Source organism: Spirosoma aerophilum (assembly GCF_054782495.1).
This window is the reverse complement of the sequence record NZ_BAAGSJ010000017.1, coordinates 526,981-541,955: the sequence shown is the minus strand read 5'-3', so window position 1 is coordinate 541,955 and position 14,975 is coordinate 526,981. Positions and strand designations below refer to the sequence as shown.

General features: G+C 51.0%; 12 protein-coding genes. 4 read left to right on the top strand and 8 right to left on the bottom strand.

The window, feature by feature from the left end; all coding sequences use genetic code 11:
* Nucleotides 1-10 precede the first annotated feature (10 nt).
* Both ACYVK4_RS24590 and ACYVK4_RS24585 read left to right on the top strand, forming a co-directional pair.
* Entirely contained in the window at nucleotides 11-1,027 is a 1,017-nt protein-coding gene (locus ACYVK4_RS24590; protein ID WP_461130219.1) for a PDDEXK nuclease domain-containing protein, read from the top strand.
* Entirely contained in the window at nucleotides 1,024-2,376 is a 1,353-nt protein-coding gene (locus tag ACYVK4_RS24585) for a DUF58 domain-containing protein (protein ID WP_461130218.1), read from the top strand. The genes ACYVK4_RS24590 and ACYVK4_RS24585 overlap by 4 nt, the downstream gene beginning before the upstream one ends.
* 58 nt (nucleotides 2,377-2,434) lie before the next feature.
* Here the strand turns inward: ACYVK4_RS24585 and ACYVK4_RS24580 are convergent, their stop codons facing one another.
* The 4 genes from ACYVK4_RS24580 to ACYVK4_RS24565 all read right to left on the bottom strand — a co-directional run bounded on the left by ACYVK4_RS24580 (nucleotide 2,435) and on the right by ACYVK4_RS24565 (nucleotide 6,101).
* Complete coding sequence (locus ACYVK4_RS24580; RefSeq protein ID WP_461130217.1) at nucleotides 2,435-2,656, bottom strand: hypothetical protein; 222 nt, start codon at nucleotides 2,654-2,656, stop codon at nucleotides 2,435-2,437.
* Between the two features lie 174 nt (nucleotides 2,657-2,830).
* Nucleotides 2,831-3,691: a twin-arginine translocase subunit TatC gene (gene tatC / locus ACYVK4_RS24575; RefSeq protein ID WP_461130216.1), complete on the bottom strand. Its 861-nt coding sequence runs from the start codon at nucleotides 3,689-3,691 to the stop codon at nucleotides 2,831-2,833.
* Between the two features lie 113 nt (nucleotides 3,692-3,804).
* Complete coding sequence (locus ACYVK4_RS24570; RefSeq protein ID WP_461130215.1) at nucleotides 3,805-5,094, bottom strand: serine hydroxymethyltransferase; 1,290 nt, start codon at nucleotides 5,092-5,094, stop codon at nucleotides 3,805-3,807.
* Between the two features lie 134 nt (nucleotides 5,095-5,228).
* Entirely contained in the window at nucleotides 5,229-6,101 is an 873-nt protein-coding gene (locus ACYVK4_RS24565) for a cupin domain-containing protein (RefSeq protein ID WP_461130214.1), read from the bottom strand.
* Between the two features lie 140 nt (nucleotides 6,102-6,241).
* Between ACYVK4_RS24565 and ACYVK4_RS24560 the strand changes: the two genes are divergently transcribed.
* Together ACYVK4_RS24560 and ACYVK4_RS24555 are read left to right on the top strand one after the other, a co-directional pair.
* On the top strand, nucleotides 6,242-7,075 hold the full coding sequence (locus tag ACYVK4_RS24560) for a phytanoyl-CoA dioxygenase family protein (RefSeq protein ID WP_461130213.1): 834 nt from the start codon (nucleotides 6,242-6,244) through the stop codon (nucleotides 7,073-7,075).
* Between the two features lie 132 nt (nucleotides 7,076-7,207).
* On the top strand, nucleotides 7,208-9,304 hold the full coding sequence (locus ACYVK4_RS24555; RefSeq protein ID WP_461130212.1) for a protein-disulfide reductase DsbD family protein: 2,097 nt from the start codon (nucleotides 7,208-7,210) through the stop codon (nucleotides 9,302-9,304).
* A 223-nt stretch (nucleotides 9,305-9,527) separates the two neighbouring features.
* Here ACYVK4_RS24555 and ACYVK4_RS24550 read toward each other — a convergent pair whose 3' ends face one another.
* The 4 genes from ACYVK4_RS24550 to ACYVK4_RS24535 all read right to left on the bottom strand — a co-directional run bounded on the left by ACYVK4_RS24550 (nucleotide 9,528) and on the right by ACYVK4_RS24535 (nucleotide 14,958).
* Entirely contained in the window at nucleotides 9,528-10,733 is a 1,206-nt protein-coding gene (locus ACYVK4_RS24550) for a lipase family protein (RefSeq protein WP_461130211.1), read from the bottom strand.
* Nucleotides 10,734-10,930: 197 nt separating this feature from the next.
* The gene (locus ACYVK4_RS24545; protein WP_461130210.1) at nucleotides 10,931-11,731 is read right to left on the bottom strand and encodes an endonuclease/exonuclease/phosphatase family protein; all 801 of its coding nucleotides are present in this window, start codon (nucleotides 11,729-11,731) and stop codon (nucleotides 10,931-10,933) included.
* A 30-nt stretch (nucleotides 11,732-11,761) separates the two neighbouring features.
* Nucleotides 11,762-12,985 carry a metallophosphoesterase family protein gene (locus ACYVK4_RS24540; RefSeq protein WP_461130209.1) on the bottom strand — a complete coding sequence of 408 codons (1,224 nt, stop codon included), beginning with the start codon at nucleotides 12,983-12,985 and terminating at the stop codon, nucleotides 11,762-11,764.
* A gap of 242 nt (nucleotides 12,986-13,227) precedes the next feature.
* On the bottom strand, nucleotides 13,228-14,958 hold the full coding sequence (locus ACYVK4_RS24535; RefSeq protein WP_461130208.1) for a RagB/SusD family nutrient uptake outer membrane protein: 1,731 nt from the start codon (nucleotides 14,956-14,958) through the stop codon (nucleotides 13,228-13,230).
* Nucleotides 14,959-14,975: the final 17 nt, after the last annotated feature.

Genomic DNA, 14,975 nt, shown 5'->3' with positions numbered 1-14,975 from the left:
GTACTACCTGATGAAAACCTTTTACGAAAACATTCGGACTGTTCTGGACGGTGCCCGCCAAAATGCGTATAGAGCCGTTAATTTCGCCATGGTTGACGCCTATTGGCAGATCGGCCAATTGATTGTCGAAGAAGAACAGCAGGGTAACAACCGAGCCGAATATGGCAGCGGCCTGCTCAAATACCTCGCCCAACGATTAACCACCGATTTTGGAAAGGGATTCAACGAAACAAGTTTAAAATATATGCGACTTGTTTATCTGACTTTTCCAATTCGTCACACACTGCGTGACGAATTAAGCTGGAGCCATTACCGCTTGTTGACGAAAGTCGACAAGCCTGATGCCCGGGCCTGGTACATGGCCGAAACGGCCCAGCAGCAGTGGAGTAGCCGGGCGCTGGAGCGGCAGATCAATTCGTTCTATTACGAACGTTTATTAGCCACGCGTGAGGCCGACCGACCTGATATCAAACGGGAAGCTGATGAAAAAACCCGCCCCCTAAAGCTGGAGCCCAAAGACATTTTAAAAGATCCCTACATTCTGGAATTTCTGGACCTGAAGCCCAACTGGAAGGTTTATGAAAAAGACCTGGAGCAGGCTTTATTAGATAACCTGCAAACGTTTATGCTGGAACTGGGAAAAGGCTTTGCGTTTGTAGCCAGACAACAGCGCATGGTTGAGGGCGACGATAGTTTTCGGGTCGATCTGGTTTTCTATAATTACATGCTCCGATGCTTCGTACTAGTTGACCTTAAAATGGGAAAACTGACCCACCAGGACGTTGGCCAGATGGATATGTACGTTCGGATGTACGAGGATCAATACAAACAACCTGATGATAACCCGACCATTGGCCTGATTCTGTGTACGGAGAAGAATGAAACCGTGGCAAAATATTCTGTCCTGAATGGAAGTCAGCAGTTGTTCGCATCGAAGTACAGGCTGTACCTGCCTACTGAAGAAGAGTTAATGGCCGAAATTGAACGCGATAAGCGGCTGCTGGCCCAAAACCGCCAAACCGAATGAAATTACTCCGCCCCCTTTTCATTGCTGCGCGCTTGTGGTTCGTGCTTATAGCCCTAATCCTGCTGTTTGTGGCCGCCTACGCGTTTCCCGCTCTGTTTCCGCTGGTACAGCTGGCCTTTTTCATGTTTGTCATTCTGGTCGGTATAGATGCGTGGCTGCTATTCCGACCCACGGTCCGCACGAGCATTTTCGCCCGTCGGGAAGTGCCGGATCGGCTGTCGAATGGCGACGAGAACCCCATTATGATCTACCTCGAAAATCAATATACATTTCCGGTGCATCTGGAGGTCATCGACGAGATTCCGTTCCAGTTTCAACGGCGCGACGTGCTATTTCACGCTCATCTAAAGCCCCGCGAAACCAGAGCCATCCGCTACGAGTTACGGCCAACACGCCGGGGAGAATACAGTTTCGGGGCCGTTAACGTATTCGCGCTGTCGCCGTTGGGTTTGTTAAAGCGACGCTACCAGTTTGAACAGGGGAAACTCGTAGCCGTGTACCCTTCTTACCTGCAAATGCGGCAGTATGAACTGCTGGCGGCTACCAACCGGCTCAATGAAGTGGGCGTAAAACGAATTCGGCGCATTGGACACAGCATGGAATTTGAACAGGTCCGCCCTTATTCGACCGGCGACGATGTTCGGACGATTAACTGGAAAGCCACTTCCCGCCGGAGTGATTCGCAGGGGACGTCCCTGATGATCAACGCCTACCAGGACGAACGTTCACAACCCATTTACTGCCTGATCGACAAGGGCCGCGTGATGCAGTCGCCGTTCGACGGCCTCACCCTGCTCGATTACGCCATCAACGCCAGTCTGGTGCTGAGCAATATCGCGCTTGTGAAGCAGGACCGGGCCGGTATTTTAACCTTTTCCAACCACGTTGGTCAGCTCCTCCCTGCCGACCGTCGGACGGGGCACATGCTCAGGATTCTGGAATTACTGTATCGGCAGAAAACGCGCTTTCTGGAAACGGATTATGAGAGCCTGTACGCCAGTGTCCGGGCCAATATTCGCCAGAGGAGCTTGTTGTTACTGTTCACTAATTTTGAAACGGTAAGTGCCATGCATCGGCAGTTGCCATACCTGCGCCGGTTAGCCAAAGACCACCTGCTGCTGGTGATCTTCTTCGAAAATACCGAACTCCGCACCCTCCTCGACCAGCCCGCAGCGGATACCGAGCAGATTTACCTGAAAACGATTGGCGAGAAATTTACCTTCGAGAAGAAACAGATTGTGAAGGAATTGGCTCAATATGGCATTCAAACCATCCTGACGGCCCCGCAAAACCTGACAGCCAATACCGTAAACAAATACCTGGAGCTAAAAGCGCGAGGCATGATTTAGGTCGCGTGGTGGACTAGTGGCCGTTTGTAGAACAACCATTACACGACTCCACTACAACCTAATTATCCCCAATATTCCCTTTGACCGACTCATAGTTGGACTTTAATCGGCCCATTTCTTTCGCGAGGAACGTTTGTAGCTGACTATTGAAGTCGTCCTTTTCCTCGTCGGGCAATGAGTTATACAAATCTTTCAGTTCCTGATTGATAGCCGCCCGTTCGGCATCGGTAGCCGCGTTGATGGAGCGGTAATGGTATTTTTTAAAATCGTACTGTGGCATTGTTCACTACTTTTTACGCTGGCAGATCGGCAAAAACGGCCAGTAATGGAAGTTGAAACCCGTCTATGTTTACTGGGTTAGCGGTTAGTTTCCCTATTGGTAAATATACGCTCCCCGTCAGGAAAGAAAAAGGCCCTTCCGATGAGAAAGGGCCTCCTGTCTTATACGTCATCCTTATGAGGCTCTTTCCAATTCTTGCTGCGCTTTTAGCCGCGCCTTTTCGATACGTCCCGACACGATTATACTGACTTCATACAACAAGGTTAATGGCAGGGCTACCAGCACCTGGCTGTAAATATCCGGCGATGGGGTTATGATACCCGCTACGACCAGAATCACGATCCAGGCGTGTTTACGGTACTCACGCATGTATTTCGGCGTTAGTACGCCCACTTTCGATAACACATAGGCGATCATCGGCATCTGGAAGATCAGGGCGCAACCCAGCGAAAGAGTGACGAGTATACCAATGTACGACGTAATGTCGAACTGGTTCTTGATCTCGGGTGTGATCTGGAAATTCGCCAGGAAGTTGATCGCTAAGGGCGATACGATGAAGTATCCAAACAGCAGGCCCATTGTAAACAGCAGGGAAACAAAAAATACCGCACCCCGGGCAGCGTCCCGTTCGACGTTACGAAGCCCCGGCTTGATAAACCGCCATAACTCCCAGAAAGCATAGGGAAAGGCAAAGCAAAGGCCAATGATCGCCGAGGACGTCATGGCCATCGTAAACTGATCTGATACCCCCAGCGACTGCAACTCGAAGTTGAGCTTCGTCACGCATAAGTCGGTGTAACCCGTTGTGTCGGCCAGTCTGCACATCATTCGATACGTCCAGAAATCCGGGTTTTTGGGGCCCAGAATAACAACTCTGAAAATATCGTCGATAAAGACGAAGGCAATAATGGCAAATACAAAGATGGAGCCGACCGCACGGATAATGTGCCAGCGTAGTTCTTCCAGATGATCGAGGAAGGACATTTCCTTACCTTCGGAGTCGATTTCTTCGTCAGTCAGTTGATCGAGAGGCATGTGCTTAATGAACGAAAGAGTGAAAGAGCGAAAGAGTGAACGTAAAAAGTGATGCGAGTGCTGGTACGTTCAGTAGGCCAGTTTTCGCTCTTTCGCTCTTTAAACCTTAGTAATTAACTTTTATAGAGCGGAAATGCTTTCATCCACTCGTTGATTTCTTCTTTAACGGTTGCTAGGGTTGCTGCGTCGTCGTGGTTCATCAACACCTTGTCGATATATACGACAATTTGCTCCATGTCCGATTCTTTCAACCCACGCGTGGTCATCGCTGCGGTACCAACCCGCATGCCCGACGTTACCATCGGCGACTTATCATCGAACGGCACCATGTTCTTGTTGATGGTGATATCCGCTTTGATCAGCGTATTTTCGGCCAGTTTACCCGTCAGGCCTTTCGACCGCAGGTCGATCAGCATCAGGTGGTTATCTGTACCACCCGAAATAATTTCGTAGCCCCGGCTCAGGAAAGCATTGGCCATGGCCTGCGCGTTGGCTTTCACCTGAACGGCATAATCGTAAAAATCATCGCTCAGCGCTTCGCCAAAGGCAACGGCTTTGGCGGCAATAATATGTTCTAACGGTCCGCCCTGCGTGCCCGGAAATACACCCGAATCCAGCAACGACGACATCAGACGGGTTTCGCCCTTAATGGTTTTGATACCAAACGGGTTCTCGAAGTCGTTCCGCATCATGATGATGCCACCCCGTGTGCCGCGCAGTGTTTTGTGCGTGGTGGTGGTCACAATGTGCGCGTGGGCCAGCGGATCATTCAGCAGGCCTTTCGCGATCAGACCCGCCGGGTGAGATACGTCGGCCAGCAGCAGGGCCCCAATTTCGTCGGCAATGGCGCGCAGACGGGCGTAATCCCAATCGCGGCTATAAGCCGAAGCACCACAGATAAGCAGTTTCGGGCGCTCGCGCTTGGCGGTTTCTTCAACCACGTCGTAGTTGATAACGCCGGTTTCTTTTTCTACGCCGTAGAACGTCGGACGAAAGTATTTACCCGAAATATTAACCGACGAACCGTGCGTTAAGTGACCGCCGTGCGAGAGGTCGAATCCCAGGATGGTATCGCCGGGATGCAGGCAGGCCAGAAACACGGCGGTGTTGGCGTTGGCCCCGGAGTGTGGCTGTACGTTTACCCAGGTAGCACCGAACAGTTCTTTAGCACGGTCGATGGCAATCTGCTCAACCTGATCGACCACTTCGCAACCGCCATAATAGCGTTTGCCGGGCAGGCCTTCCGCGTATTTGTTGGTCAGAACACTCCCGGCCGCTTCCATAACGGCGGGCGACACGAAGTTTTCGGAAGCTATTAATTCAATGCCCGACTCCTGCCGGTGTTGTTCTTTAGCAATTAGGTCAAATACCTGCGTATCGCGGGTGGTGGTGGCGGTCGTCATGCTACGAGCGTTTTTTGTATTCGGTTCTTTGTGATTCCGGACGGCTGCCCCGGCGAACCGGCAAACAACCAACTTAGTAGGCTACAAAGGTACGGTAGAAAATGGAAGAATTTGCGGGAAATCCAACGAGTAAATTATCCTTTTCCTTTTGCCAGCGCCTGATACTGAAAAGGCGTTACGCGGGTATGCAGCTTAAACTGCCGGTGAAAATGAGAACTGTTGTTGTAGCCACAGTCCAAACTTACCTGGCTGATGCTAAGATCACTCGTCGTGAGTAGCTTACGGGCGTGCCCAATGCGCAGTTCGTTCAGGTACTCGACAAATGTCTTTCGGGTACGATTTTTAAAATACCGGCAGAAAGCCGCCGGAGCCATGCCCGCCACCGACGCAATCGTTTCGATACGAATCTCTTCCCGAAAATGCAGCAGAACAAATTCCAGCACCCGCTTCATTCGTTCTGTTTCGGCCGCGCCGGGAGCCAGTTGATAGCCGTCGCTGGCGAGTAAGTAGGCCGCCTGATCGGTGGCGAGTTCGTTCAGTATCGTTAGTAAACTCAGTAGCTGGGGCAGGCCCGTCTGCTGGGGCAACTGTTCCAGCAGTGCACTGACGGATTGGCTCATATCCTGGCTAAAGCACAAACCATAGCGCGACCGTTCGAGTAGTTTGCGCACCGGCTCCGCTTCGGGTACCATCGCCAGCCCCCGCTCGGGAAACGTAGCCGGAAACTGCACGACTATGGATACCGCTTTTTGGTCGGAATCAGGCTGGTAATAGTCATCATCGTTTCGCCAGAAGTGCGGCAGATCGGGTCCAAGCAACACCAGATCGCCCGCCTGAAACGACTCGACATGATCGCCCACAAATCGACGGCCGTGGCTTTTGACAATATAGGTTAACTCATATTCAGGATGATAATGCCAGGGCGCATCGAAATAAGGTATCTGAAACCCACGAACAAGCAATGAACTTTGCTCGTTAAACATTAACTTTTCGAAGAGAGCTTTCACAAACCGTGCTATTTTAACCTTATCTCGAACTTGAGAATATGAATGTCGTCAAAATTAAGCGTAAATCCGCAAACCTGCTGCTCTAATGTTATAAAAAGACGCTCTACTTTTGTTATATATTATTCTTTAAACGATGCTATATGGAAGCGACAGTTGACAAAGAGACATTACTGAAGGAACTGGATGTCCATTATCCTGTTAGTCAGGACGCCATTGCGTTCTATCGGGAAAAAGGATATGTGAAGTTAAAAGATGTATTGAGCCCGGCGGTACTCGATTATTACGGCACGATTATAACCGATCTGGTCTTTAAACTGAACACGCTCATCAAACCGATGGAAGAACGCACCACCTACGAGCGGGCTTTCCTCCAGATCATGAATCTGTGGCGCGAAGATGAGCAGGCGAAGGAATTCGTATTCTCGAAACGTCTGGCTCAGATTGCCGCCGATCTGATGGGCGTTCAGGGCGTTCGTATCTACCACGATCAGGCACTCTATAAAGAACCATCGGGCGGCATTACGCCTTGGCATGCCGACCAGTTTTACTGGCCGCTGGCATCGCCCAAAACGGTTACCGTCTGGATTCCGTTGCAGGCAACTCCCATGGAAATGGGACCGCTGGCCTTTGCCGAAGGCAGCCAGACCGTTGAAATTGGCCGCAACATAGAAATAAGCGATACCAGCGAGAAAATTCTGGCCGACGAGCTACAGAAGCAGAACTTTGCCATGAACGATACCCCGTTCGACCTCGGCGAAGTAAGCTATCACGCAGGCTGGACCTTCCACCGCGCGGGACCGAATGTTTCTGATCGACCGCGCAAGGTGATGACCATGATCTATATGGATAAAGATCAGGTTATTATGCAGCCACGCAACAATTTTCAGGTGGCCGATCATGCCAAATGGCTTGATAATGTTCCCGTTGGCAGCCATCCGCAGGACGAACTAAATCCGGTGCTATTCAGCTATTGAGTATAAATTTTTCTGCTTTCTCCCGAAAACCCCGGCCTGCGTTGGGGTTTTCTTGTGTAGTTACGCGTGAAATGGAAATATTTTCGTTCAATTGCTGTTCACTCACCAAAACCATCACTTACCCAAAGCGGTATGAAATCATTAAGTACGCTTGTTGTGTGGCTGCTGCTACCCCTGGCCACATTTGCCCAAATTCTTAAACCAGTAAGCTGGTCCTACAAGCCAGCGAAAACGTCGGCAACAGTTGGGGAGGTCATTGAACTTCGTTTTACGGCTGATATAAAGACAGGTTATCACATTTATTCCTCGGAAGTAAATCCTAAAATTGATGGCCCGCTGCCAACGGTCATTAAATTCACGCCCAATAAAACCTACGAGTTGGTTGGCAAGCTGAAGCCAGTTAGTAAGGTCGAGACCAAATACGAAGAAGCCTTTGAAGGCGATACGTACTTAATGCATAGCCCGGCTTTGTTTTCGCAACGGGTTAAAATCCTGGCGGCCAACCCAGTCATTGAAGGGAACATTGATTTTCAGACCTGTACGGATAGTGACGGGTCATGCATTCCGGGTAATGAAGATTTTACCATTACCGGTTTAGTCGTTGCCGCTCCATCATCTGCATCGGGCACGGCAACCTCAGCACCAACTACAGCATCCGTGGTTACGCCACCCGTTTCCGAAACGGCTGTTGCGGCTACCACACCTACCGAAACTGACACGAATGCAGCCTCCTTAACGGATGCTCAGATCGACTCAAGCGTGTCAAAAGCGCTCACTCAACCGGAAGCAAGCGTCGAAGACGGTACTCCGGCCGCCAATGGCTCTTTATGGAGTTTTATGCTGGCCGCGTTTCTGTCGGGTTTGGTGGCGTTGCTTACGCCCTGTGTGTTCCCGATCATTCCGGCTACGGTTAGTTTCTTTACCAACCAGCAAGGCGGTCAGTGGAAAGCGTTGCTGTATGGGGCGTTCATCATTGGTATTTATGTGCTGATCGGCACCGTAGTGTCGCGGTTCAACGGCCCGGCGTTCGCCAATTTCGTGAGTACGCACTGGCTGCCGAACATCCTGTTCTTTGCCATCTTCTTCATCTTCGGCCTTTCTTTCCTGGGTCTGTTCGAGATCGTGTTGCCCAACTCGCTCATCAACAAGGCCGATGCGAAATCGGAGCAGGGCGGTATTGCCGGTATTTTCTTTATGGCATTTACGTTGGTGCTGGTGTCGTTTTCCTGCACAGGCCCTATTGTCGGCAGTTTGCTGGTCGCTTCGGCGGGTGGCGAAGTCATCAAGCCTATTCTGGGCATGGCCGCTTTCTCGTCAGCTTTTGCCATTCCGTTCACCCTGTTTGCGGCTTTCCCGCAATGGTTGAAAAACCTGCCCCGCTCGGGTGGTTGGCTCAACTCGGTGAAAGTGGTGCTTGGTTTTCTGGAACTGGCCCTGGCGCTGAAGTTCCTGAGCATTGCCGATCAGGTGTACCATTGGGGTCTGCTCGATCGCGAGGTGTTCCTGTCGCTCTGGATCGTCATTTTCGCCCTGATTGGCTTCTACTTCCTCGGCAAACTCCGGTTACCCCACGACAGCGAAACCAAGTACATCAGCGTTCAGAAACTGCTGATGGCGATTGTAACGCTTTCGTTTGTGGTATATATGATTCCCGGCCTCTGGGGTGCCCCGTTGAAAGCCCTGTCCGGTTATCTGCCTCCCGAAACGTCGCAGGACTTTAATCTGACGAATCGGCAAATAGCGGCAAATCCGGCCAATGCCCTGACCGAGACGCCCAAATATGCCAACCTGTTTCACCTGCCCCACGGCTTGCAGGGATTTTTTGATTACAAACAGGCGCTGGCTTATTCCAAAAAAGTTAATAAGCCTATCTTCATCGACTTCACTGGCCACGGCTGCGTAAACTGCCGCGAAATGGAATCCCGCGTCTGGTCAGACCCGGCGGTGATGTCGCGCTTACAAAACGACTTTGTAATTCTGGCGCTGTATGTAGACGACAAAACCGAACTACCCGAAGCCGATTGGTACACGTCGACCTACGACCAGAAAGTAAAGAAGACGATTGGTGCCCAGAACGCCGATCTGCAAATCACGAAGTTCAACAATAACGCCCAGCCGCACTATTGCCTGGTCAACAGCGAGGGTAAACTGCTGGTATCGCCCAAAAACTACGATCGCGACATTTCGCATTTCGTAGCGTTCCTGGACTCAGGGAAAGCGAAGTTCTGATCAAAGAATTATTAATTCGTGGAGTCGGGTCCTCAGACCCGACAAGCGAGGTTTCTCAAAACCTATTGTAGTGTTTTAATAGGCTTTGAGAAACCTCGCTTGTCAGTTTTAAGAAGCTGACATAACGGTATCCGTATGAGAAAAACAGGTGAAATGACACCCTAGATCTCAATAACGACAAACGCCATTTCTCTGAGAAATGGCGTTTGTCGTTATTGAGATACTACTGCATCGTTGTGAACAACGTGTATGTACCGGCCAGCCAATCGGGAATCGTTTGAACGTGCGTCTTGCCGACGCTGGTGAATAATTGGACAGTTTTACCCGCTCCCCGCGCCTGCATGGCATCGTAGGCAATTTTAGAGTTTAGGTAATACACCTGCGGATCGGCATCTCCATGGTAAAGGTGCAGGGTGGTCAGCGGCTTCCAGTCGTAGATGTTATTGTCGGCGACAGCGTTGAGGAAGGCCGTATCGGTCCCATTCAGAATTCCCGCTTTGAACGAATCGGTCAGTACCTGATCAAAGCTTACGTCCAGCGTAGCCAGTTGGCGGTTCTTCTGAATATCGGCCAAATAAGGCTCTTTGAAGTAGAAAGACAGAGGCCGATTAAGTTTGTAAATCTGATCGTAGGTCAGTAGTACCCACAAAAATGCCCGATTCCATTGCGCTACGCCTGCCGACTTCTGCGTCAGCAGAGCCTTCATAAAACTGGTCTTGTCATAGGCTCCCGCACCACAGGAAACGGCCCGCAGGTTAAACTCCGTGGGCACTTCGTCCTGCATTTTTTTATACAACGCCATAGTTGCATAGCCCCCTTCCGAATAGCCCGCCATATACAACCGGGAATCCCATTTGATCTCAGAACGGCTGGCTATATACTCCCGGGCAGCTCTCAGCATGTCGAGACTAGCCTGGGCCAGCCCTACCCGACTCTCATAGGTGTGGGGCAGATTTTTGGACTCACCAAAGCCAATGTAATCCGGGCAGACCATGATATAACCGATGGACGCAAAAATGGTAGCGAATTGATACGCTTCACTGTTCGGCCCGAAGTTGGAGGGCGCATCTGCATTGTCGAAAATAGTCCCGTGCTGCTGGCTGATCATCGGGACGGCGGTGGTTGTGTTCGGCACAATCAGCAGTCCCGATGCCTGGATGGCTGTACCATCCCAGTTCTTAGTCTTATAAACCAGTTTCGTCACGGTGATACCCTGCTTCAGTAAGAGCGCATACAGGGGGCTGATTGCTGATGCCTGAGTCACCAGTTGCTCTTTGGTAATAGTAGCGACGCTGCTGCTGCTTACCAGATATTGATCCACAGCGGGTTGCGGATCGGTGGTTTTCGATGTACAACCAATCAGGTAAAGAGCAATAAAAAATGCTCCGCTGAACGAGCGGCCAATCTTGAGAAAGTACCGTAAACTCATGAAATTCATCGCTGGAAAGCTGTTTTAAGGTTGGCGTATTCGGCTAATTGACCTACACGACAAAGTAAGAAAATACAACCTGCTAATGGCTGTATATCTATCTATTGGTAGTTTGTGGAACTGCCAACCGGCAACGTAACGGCATAGGTTTTCCCTTTGGGGGACTTATGCCGTTACGTTGTAGCTTATCCAGGCAATCACTTAAGCGTCAATTCGGCGACTACGGGCAGATGGTCGGACGCATATTGCTCATCAATAACGTTGGTCGATACACTTTTCAGGGAGCCATCCTGCTTGTACATGACAAAGTCAATGGCACGATTGGGATTTTTGACCGGAATGGTGGGCGCGCACGGCTGGCAGCTTCGCACGAAGGTCTGGTCAAAGAGCTGGATAACTTTACTGTCGGCCTGGGCATTGAAATCGCCCCCCAGAATAACGGGCAGAGCAGTACCGCCAAAATGTTTAATCAGTAACTCCGCCTGTGTAAGCCGGTTGGGTTCTTTCAAATCCAGATGGGTACTGGCAAAAATGATCCGTTTTCCTTTTGTCGGCTCTACCGTTACGGCCGCTACTGTTCGGGTTTCGCCCCCAATGGCCGGGTCGATGGGCAGGATAAACCGGGTGGAGTCGAGGATGGGGAACCGGGACAGAACAGCCACGCCATAATCGCCCCCCTGGTGGTCGATGGCCTTGGAAAAGAAGAAATACATGCCCGTCAACCGGGCCAGTTCTTTCGCCTGATTCACTCCCTTCCCCGACCGTTCGGTGTTCACATCGACCTCCTGCAAGGCAACAAAATCAGGTTTTTCGGCTGTAATGACGCGCCCGATCGCTTCTACATCTATCTTACTCCCGGCCGATGGTGGATTGCAGTGATGAATATTGTACGTCATCACCTTGAGACGTTTTACTTTCCGTACCACATCCGATGGGCCTTCGTAGGCATAGGAAGCAAGGGAAAGAAGGAGGAACAGCAGACAGTTGACGAGCTTCATAAACAATGGATTGAGGTAATTTCCTTCGTCTTACGACCGATTCTTTCTGGAGATAGCGTACTTCCCGACCACTTCGCCATCATCCCGAATCATTTTCAGATTCAGTTCTTTGCTGGTAGCGTGCAGCTTTATCAGCGTTCGGTTTCCTTCCAGCGGCCCTCCGCCAATTACGATGGGGTAATTATGGTCGGCGTTGGCATCGTGGGTGCCATACCGGTGTGTGTGCCCCGAAAGCTGAAGGTCAATTTTAGCCTTGTTTAGCAACGGCCCAAAGACCTGTCGGCAATGCATCGTTCCATGCCAATCGCCGGAGTGGTATGGGGATATGTGAATCAGCACAACCCGGAAAGCCGCTTTTTTGAACTCATTACTTTCAATCTCTTTTTCCAGCCACTTCGCCTGCGTTTCCCGGTATCGGTCAAAGGCCGACAGGCCACCGTACTCAACACTATCGTCGGTCTTATCCTCGCCCGAATCCAGAATGACAAACCGCACCGGACCACGGGTGAAAGCATAATAGTATTTGTCGTCGGGATAGGCATAATAGGCCGGAATATGTCTCGAAAAACTGCCCCGGCATTCATGATTGCCCTGTGTGAGAATAAACGGCATCTCCGACGCGAAAATATCGACCGACGGTTTGATCAGGTGCTCGACCATCTGGCTTTCTTCGGTCACCCAGTCGAAGCAGTCGCCGTTGAAAACGACAAAATCGTAGTCGCGTTTATTACCGGTATAGCCGTGCCTGTATAGCAACTGAGGAATGATCTGGGGTCGGTCGTGAATGTCGTTGAAGATGACAAGCTTAAACTCCTCCTCATTGTCGGCCGGGGTTTTAAAGCCGTACATCGGGCTGGTAATGGTTTCGCCAAACTCAACTTTTGACCCTTTATAGCCCAGTATTTCGGTCGAAACGATTCGGTATTTATGGTCAGCCCCCGGAGCCAGCCCCGTCAGGGTTATTTTATTGATTCGCTTATTGGCTTCGATCAGCCCGTTGTTGTAGCCAAACTCCCGCTTACTGGTGTATGTTCCGGCTCCGTATTCGACCCAACTAAAACAGTTTTTGTGCGTAATCCACATAACTGTCACGCCGTGGGTACTCATGTTTTGCAAATACGGCCCGGCCACAAAATGGTTCTTTTCTTCTGCCAAACCGGTTGACGCGGCAGCCAGTGCCGGAGCTACGGGCAACAAACCCAGTGCCCCAACCTGCGCCATTTTTTCAAGAAACGATCGTCTGTCAGAAAGCATATTGGTGTATAAGAGGTTAGGGGTTTAGGATGTCTGCGTGGTGTCGGGTTCTCAAACCCGACAATAAGGCGGTGGCTACCCCACCCCAACCCCTCCCCTTAAAAAAAAGGGGAGGAGCTATGCCAAAGGGCACTCTTTATTTCCTTTGAAAAAAGAGATGGGTGAAGTAAGGGGTTACCCTTCTTCTAGCCCCTCCCCTTTTTTCAAGGGGAGGGGTTGGGGTGGGGTAATGTTTCTCACCCCTACTCCCAGTTAGGGTTCTGCGTCAGCTTAGTGTTTAGCAGTCGCTCCTGCGTAGGAATGGGGTACAGGTAGTCGCGGGCTTCGTTAAATTTCTTGTTGATATGCCCGTTCACCACAATGTTGCCGCCTTTATTGCCATTCTCCAGCAGGATTTCGCTGCCCAGCTTGAGGAGTTGCGCGCCCGGCACAGATGGCTTGGTGCCCTCGTAAATAACCAGGTCCACTTTCCCGTTCTTGTCCAGATCATAGCTGCCCGGACCCGGAAAATACATCCCCTTGAATGTTTTGGTAAGCAGTTGCCCCTCTTTCCAACGAATGATATCGTCCCAGCGGAAGAAGTTTTCCATGACCAGCTCTATACGCCGTTCGCGCCGTATTTCCAGAATGACACCCGTATTGGGGCCTTTTAGCTGCGTGTATTGCTGTGCCTGGTACGGGTCGGGGTTGGCGTTGGCAGCGGCCAGGCTGATATTAGGCATACCCACCCGGTCGCGGGTGAGTTTGGTGGATAGATCGAGGTCGGCCTGGGTAAGCGTGCCCCGCTCGGCTTTAGCTTCGGCGAAATTGAGCAGCACCTCGGCGTACCGGAATATAGGCATGTCGGTAATATCCTTGGTGAACGTATCCCATTTGGGGGCCGAAACGAACTTGATCAGCTGGTAACCGGTAACTGTAGCGCCGAATTCCGGCACCAGTGGCGTCGTTTCGCCAATGCGGGTGTAGCCGGGCGTCCGGATCGTTTGCGCCAGACGGGGGTCGCGGTTCTGGACCTCTTCCGTAAACTGCACGGTTTCGTAGCCTTTAATGTCCGTAAAGCGGGTGCCATCGGCCATCAGGTAGCTGTTCACCAGCTTCTTCTCCAGACCGGGTTTTCCGTAAGACGCCGTCATGGTGTAATAGTTCAGGTTATGATAGACCTGCAGCTCATCGCTGAAATCACGAGCCAGAATTACCTCATCGGGAATGGCATTATCCGACGAAAATAACTTGCCATAGGCCGTGGCGGGTGTGGCTTTGTAAATCGTGTACCCGCTGTTCTTCATCAACTCCTCGGAGGCCGCAATGCTTTCGTCCAGAAATTTATCGGCACCGGGCAGACCAAATTCGGTGTGGTATTTTCGGAATGTCCCCTCGTACAGCCCCATTCTGGATTTCAGGGCCAGCGCTGTCCATTTCGTAACGGTGGTTACCTGCCGCGATGCGTCCAGATTAGCAATCGCATAATTGATATCGGCCATCACCGAATCCATCACCATTGCTCTGGAGTCGCGTGATTTTGTCAACATTTCCTGATCCATCACCTCAATGGGTTTCGAATACCAGGGAACATCACCAAAACGTTTTACCATGCCGAAATAGAAGTAAGCGCGGAAAAACCGGGCCAGCCCGTTGTATTTGGCTACGGCTTTGGGATCCGGGCATTTGCCCGAGTTAGCCAGAAAATAGTTGATGTTGCGCAGGGTTCCCCAGCTCCAGCCGCCCCCACTGGTGGGCACGATCCGCGTACCCTGCAACTCATCGCGCAGGCTGTTCTTGACCACATTGTCGACGTCTTCATTATACACATCCTCGGCCGATGGCAGAGCGTTATAAAAGGAATTCGTATACAGCAGCAGGTCGTTTTCGGTATTGAAAAAGGTATTGGGCGAAATGGCGTCCTGAGGCAGCATGTTCAGGTCGCAGGCCGACAAACCAAGGGCTACAGCCAGGATACTTAGTATTTTTTTCATTTGAGTACGAAGAGTTG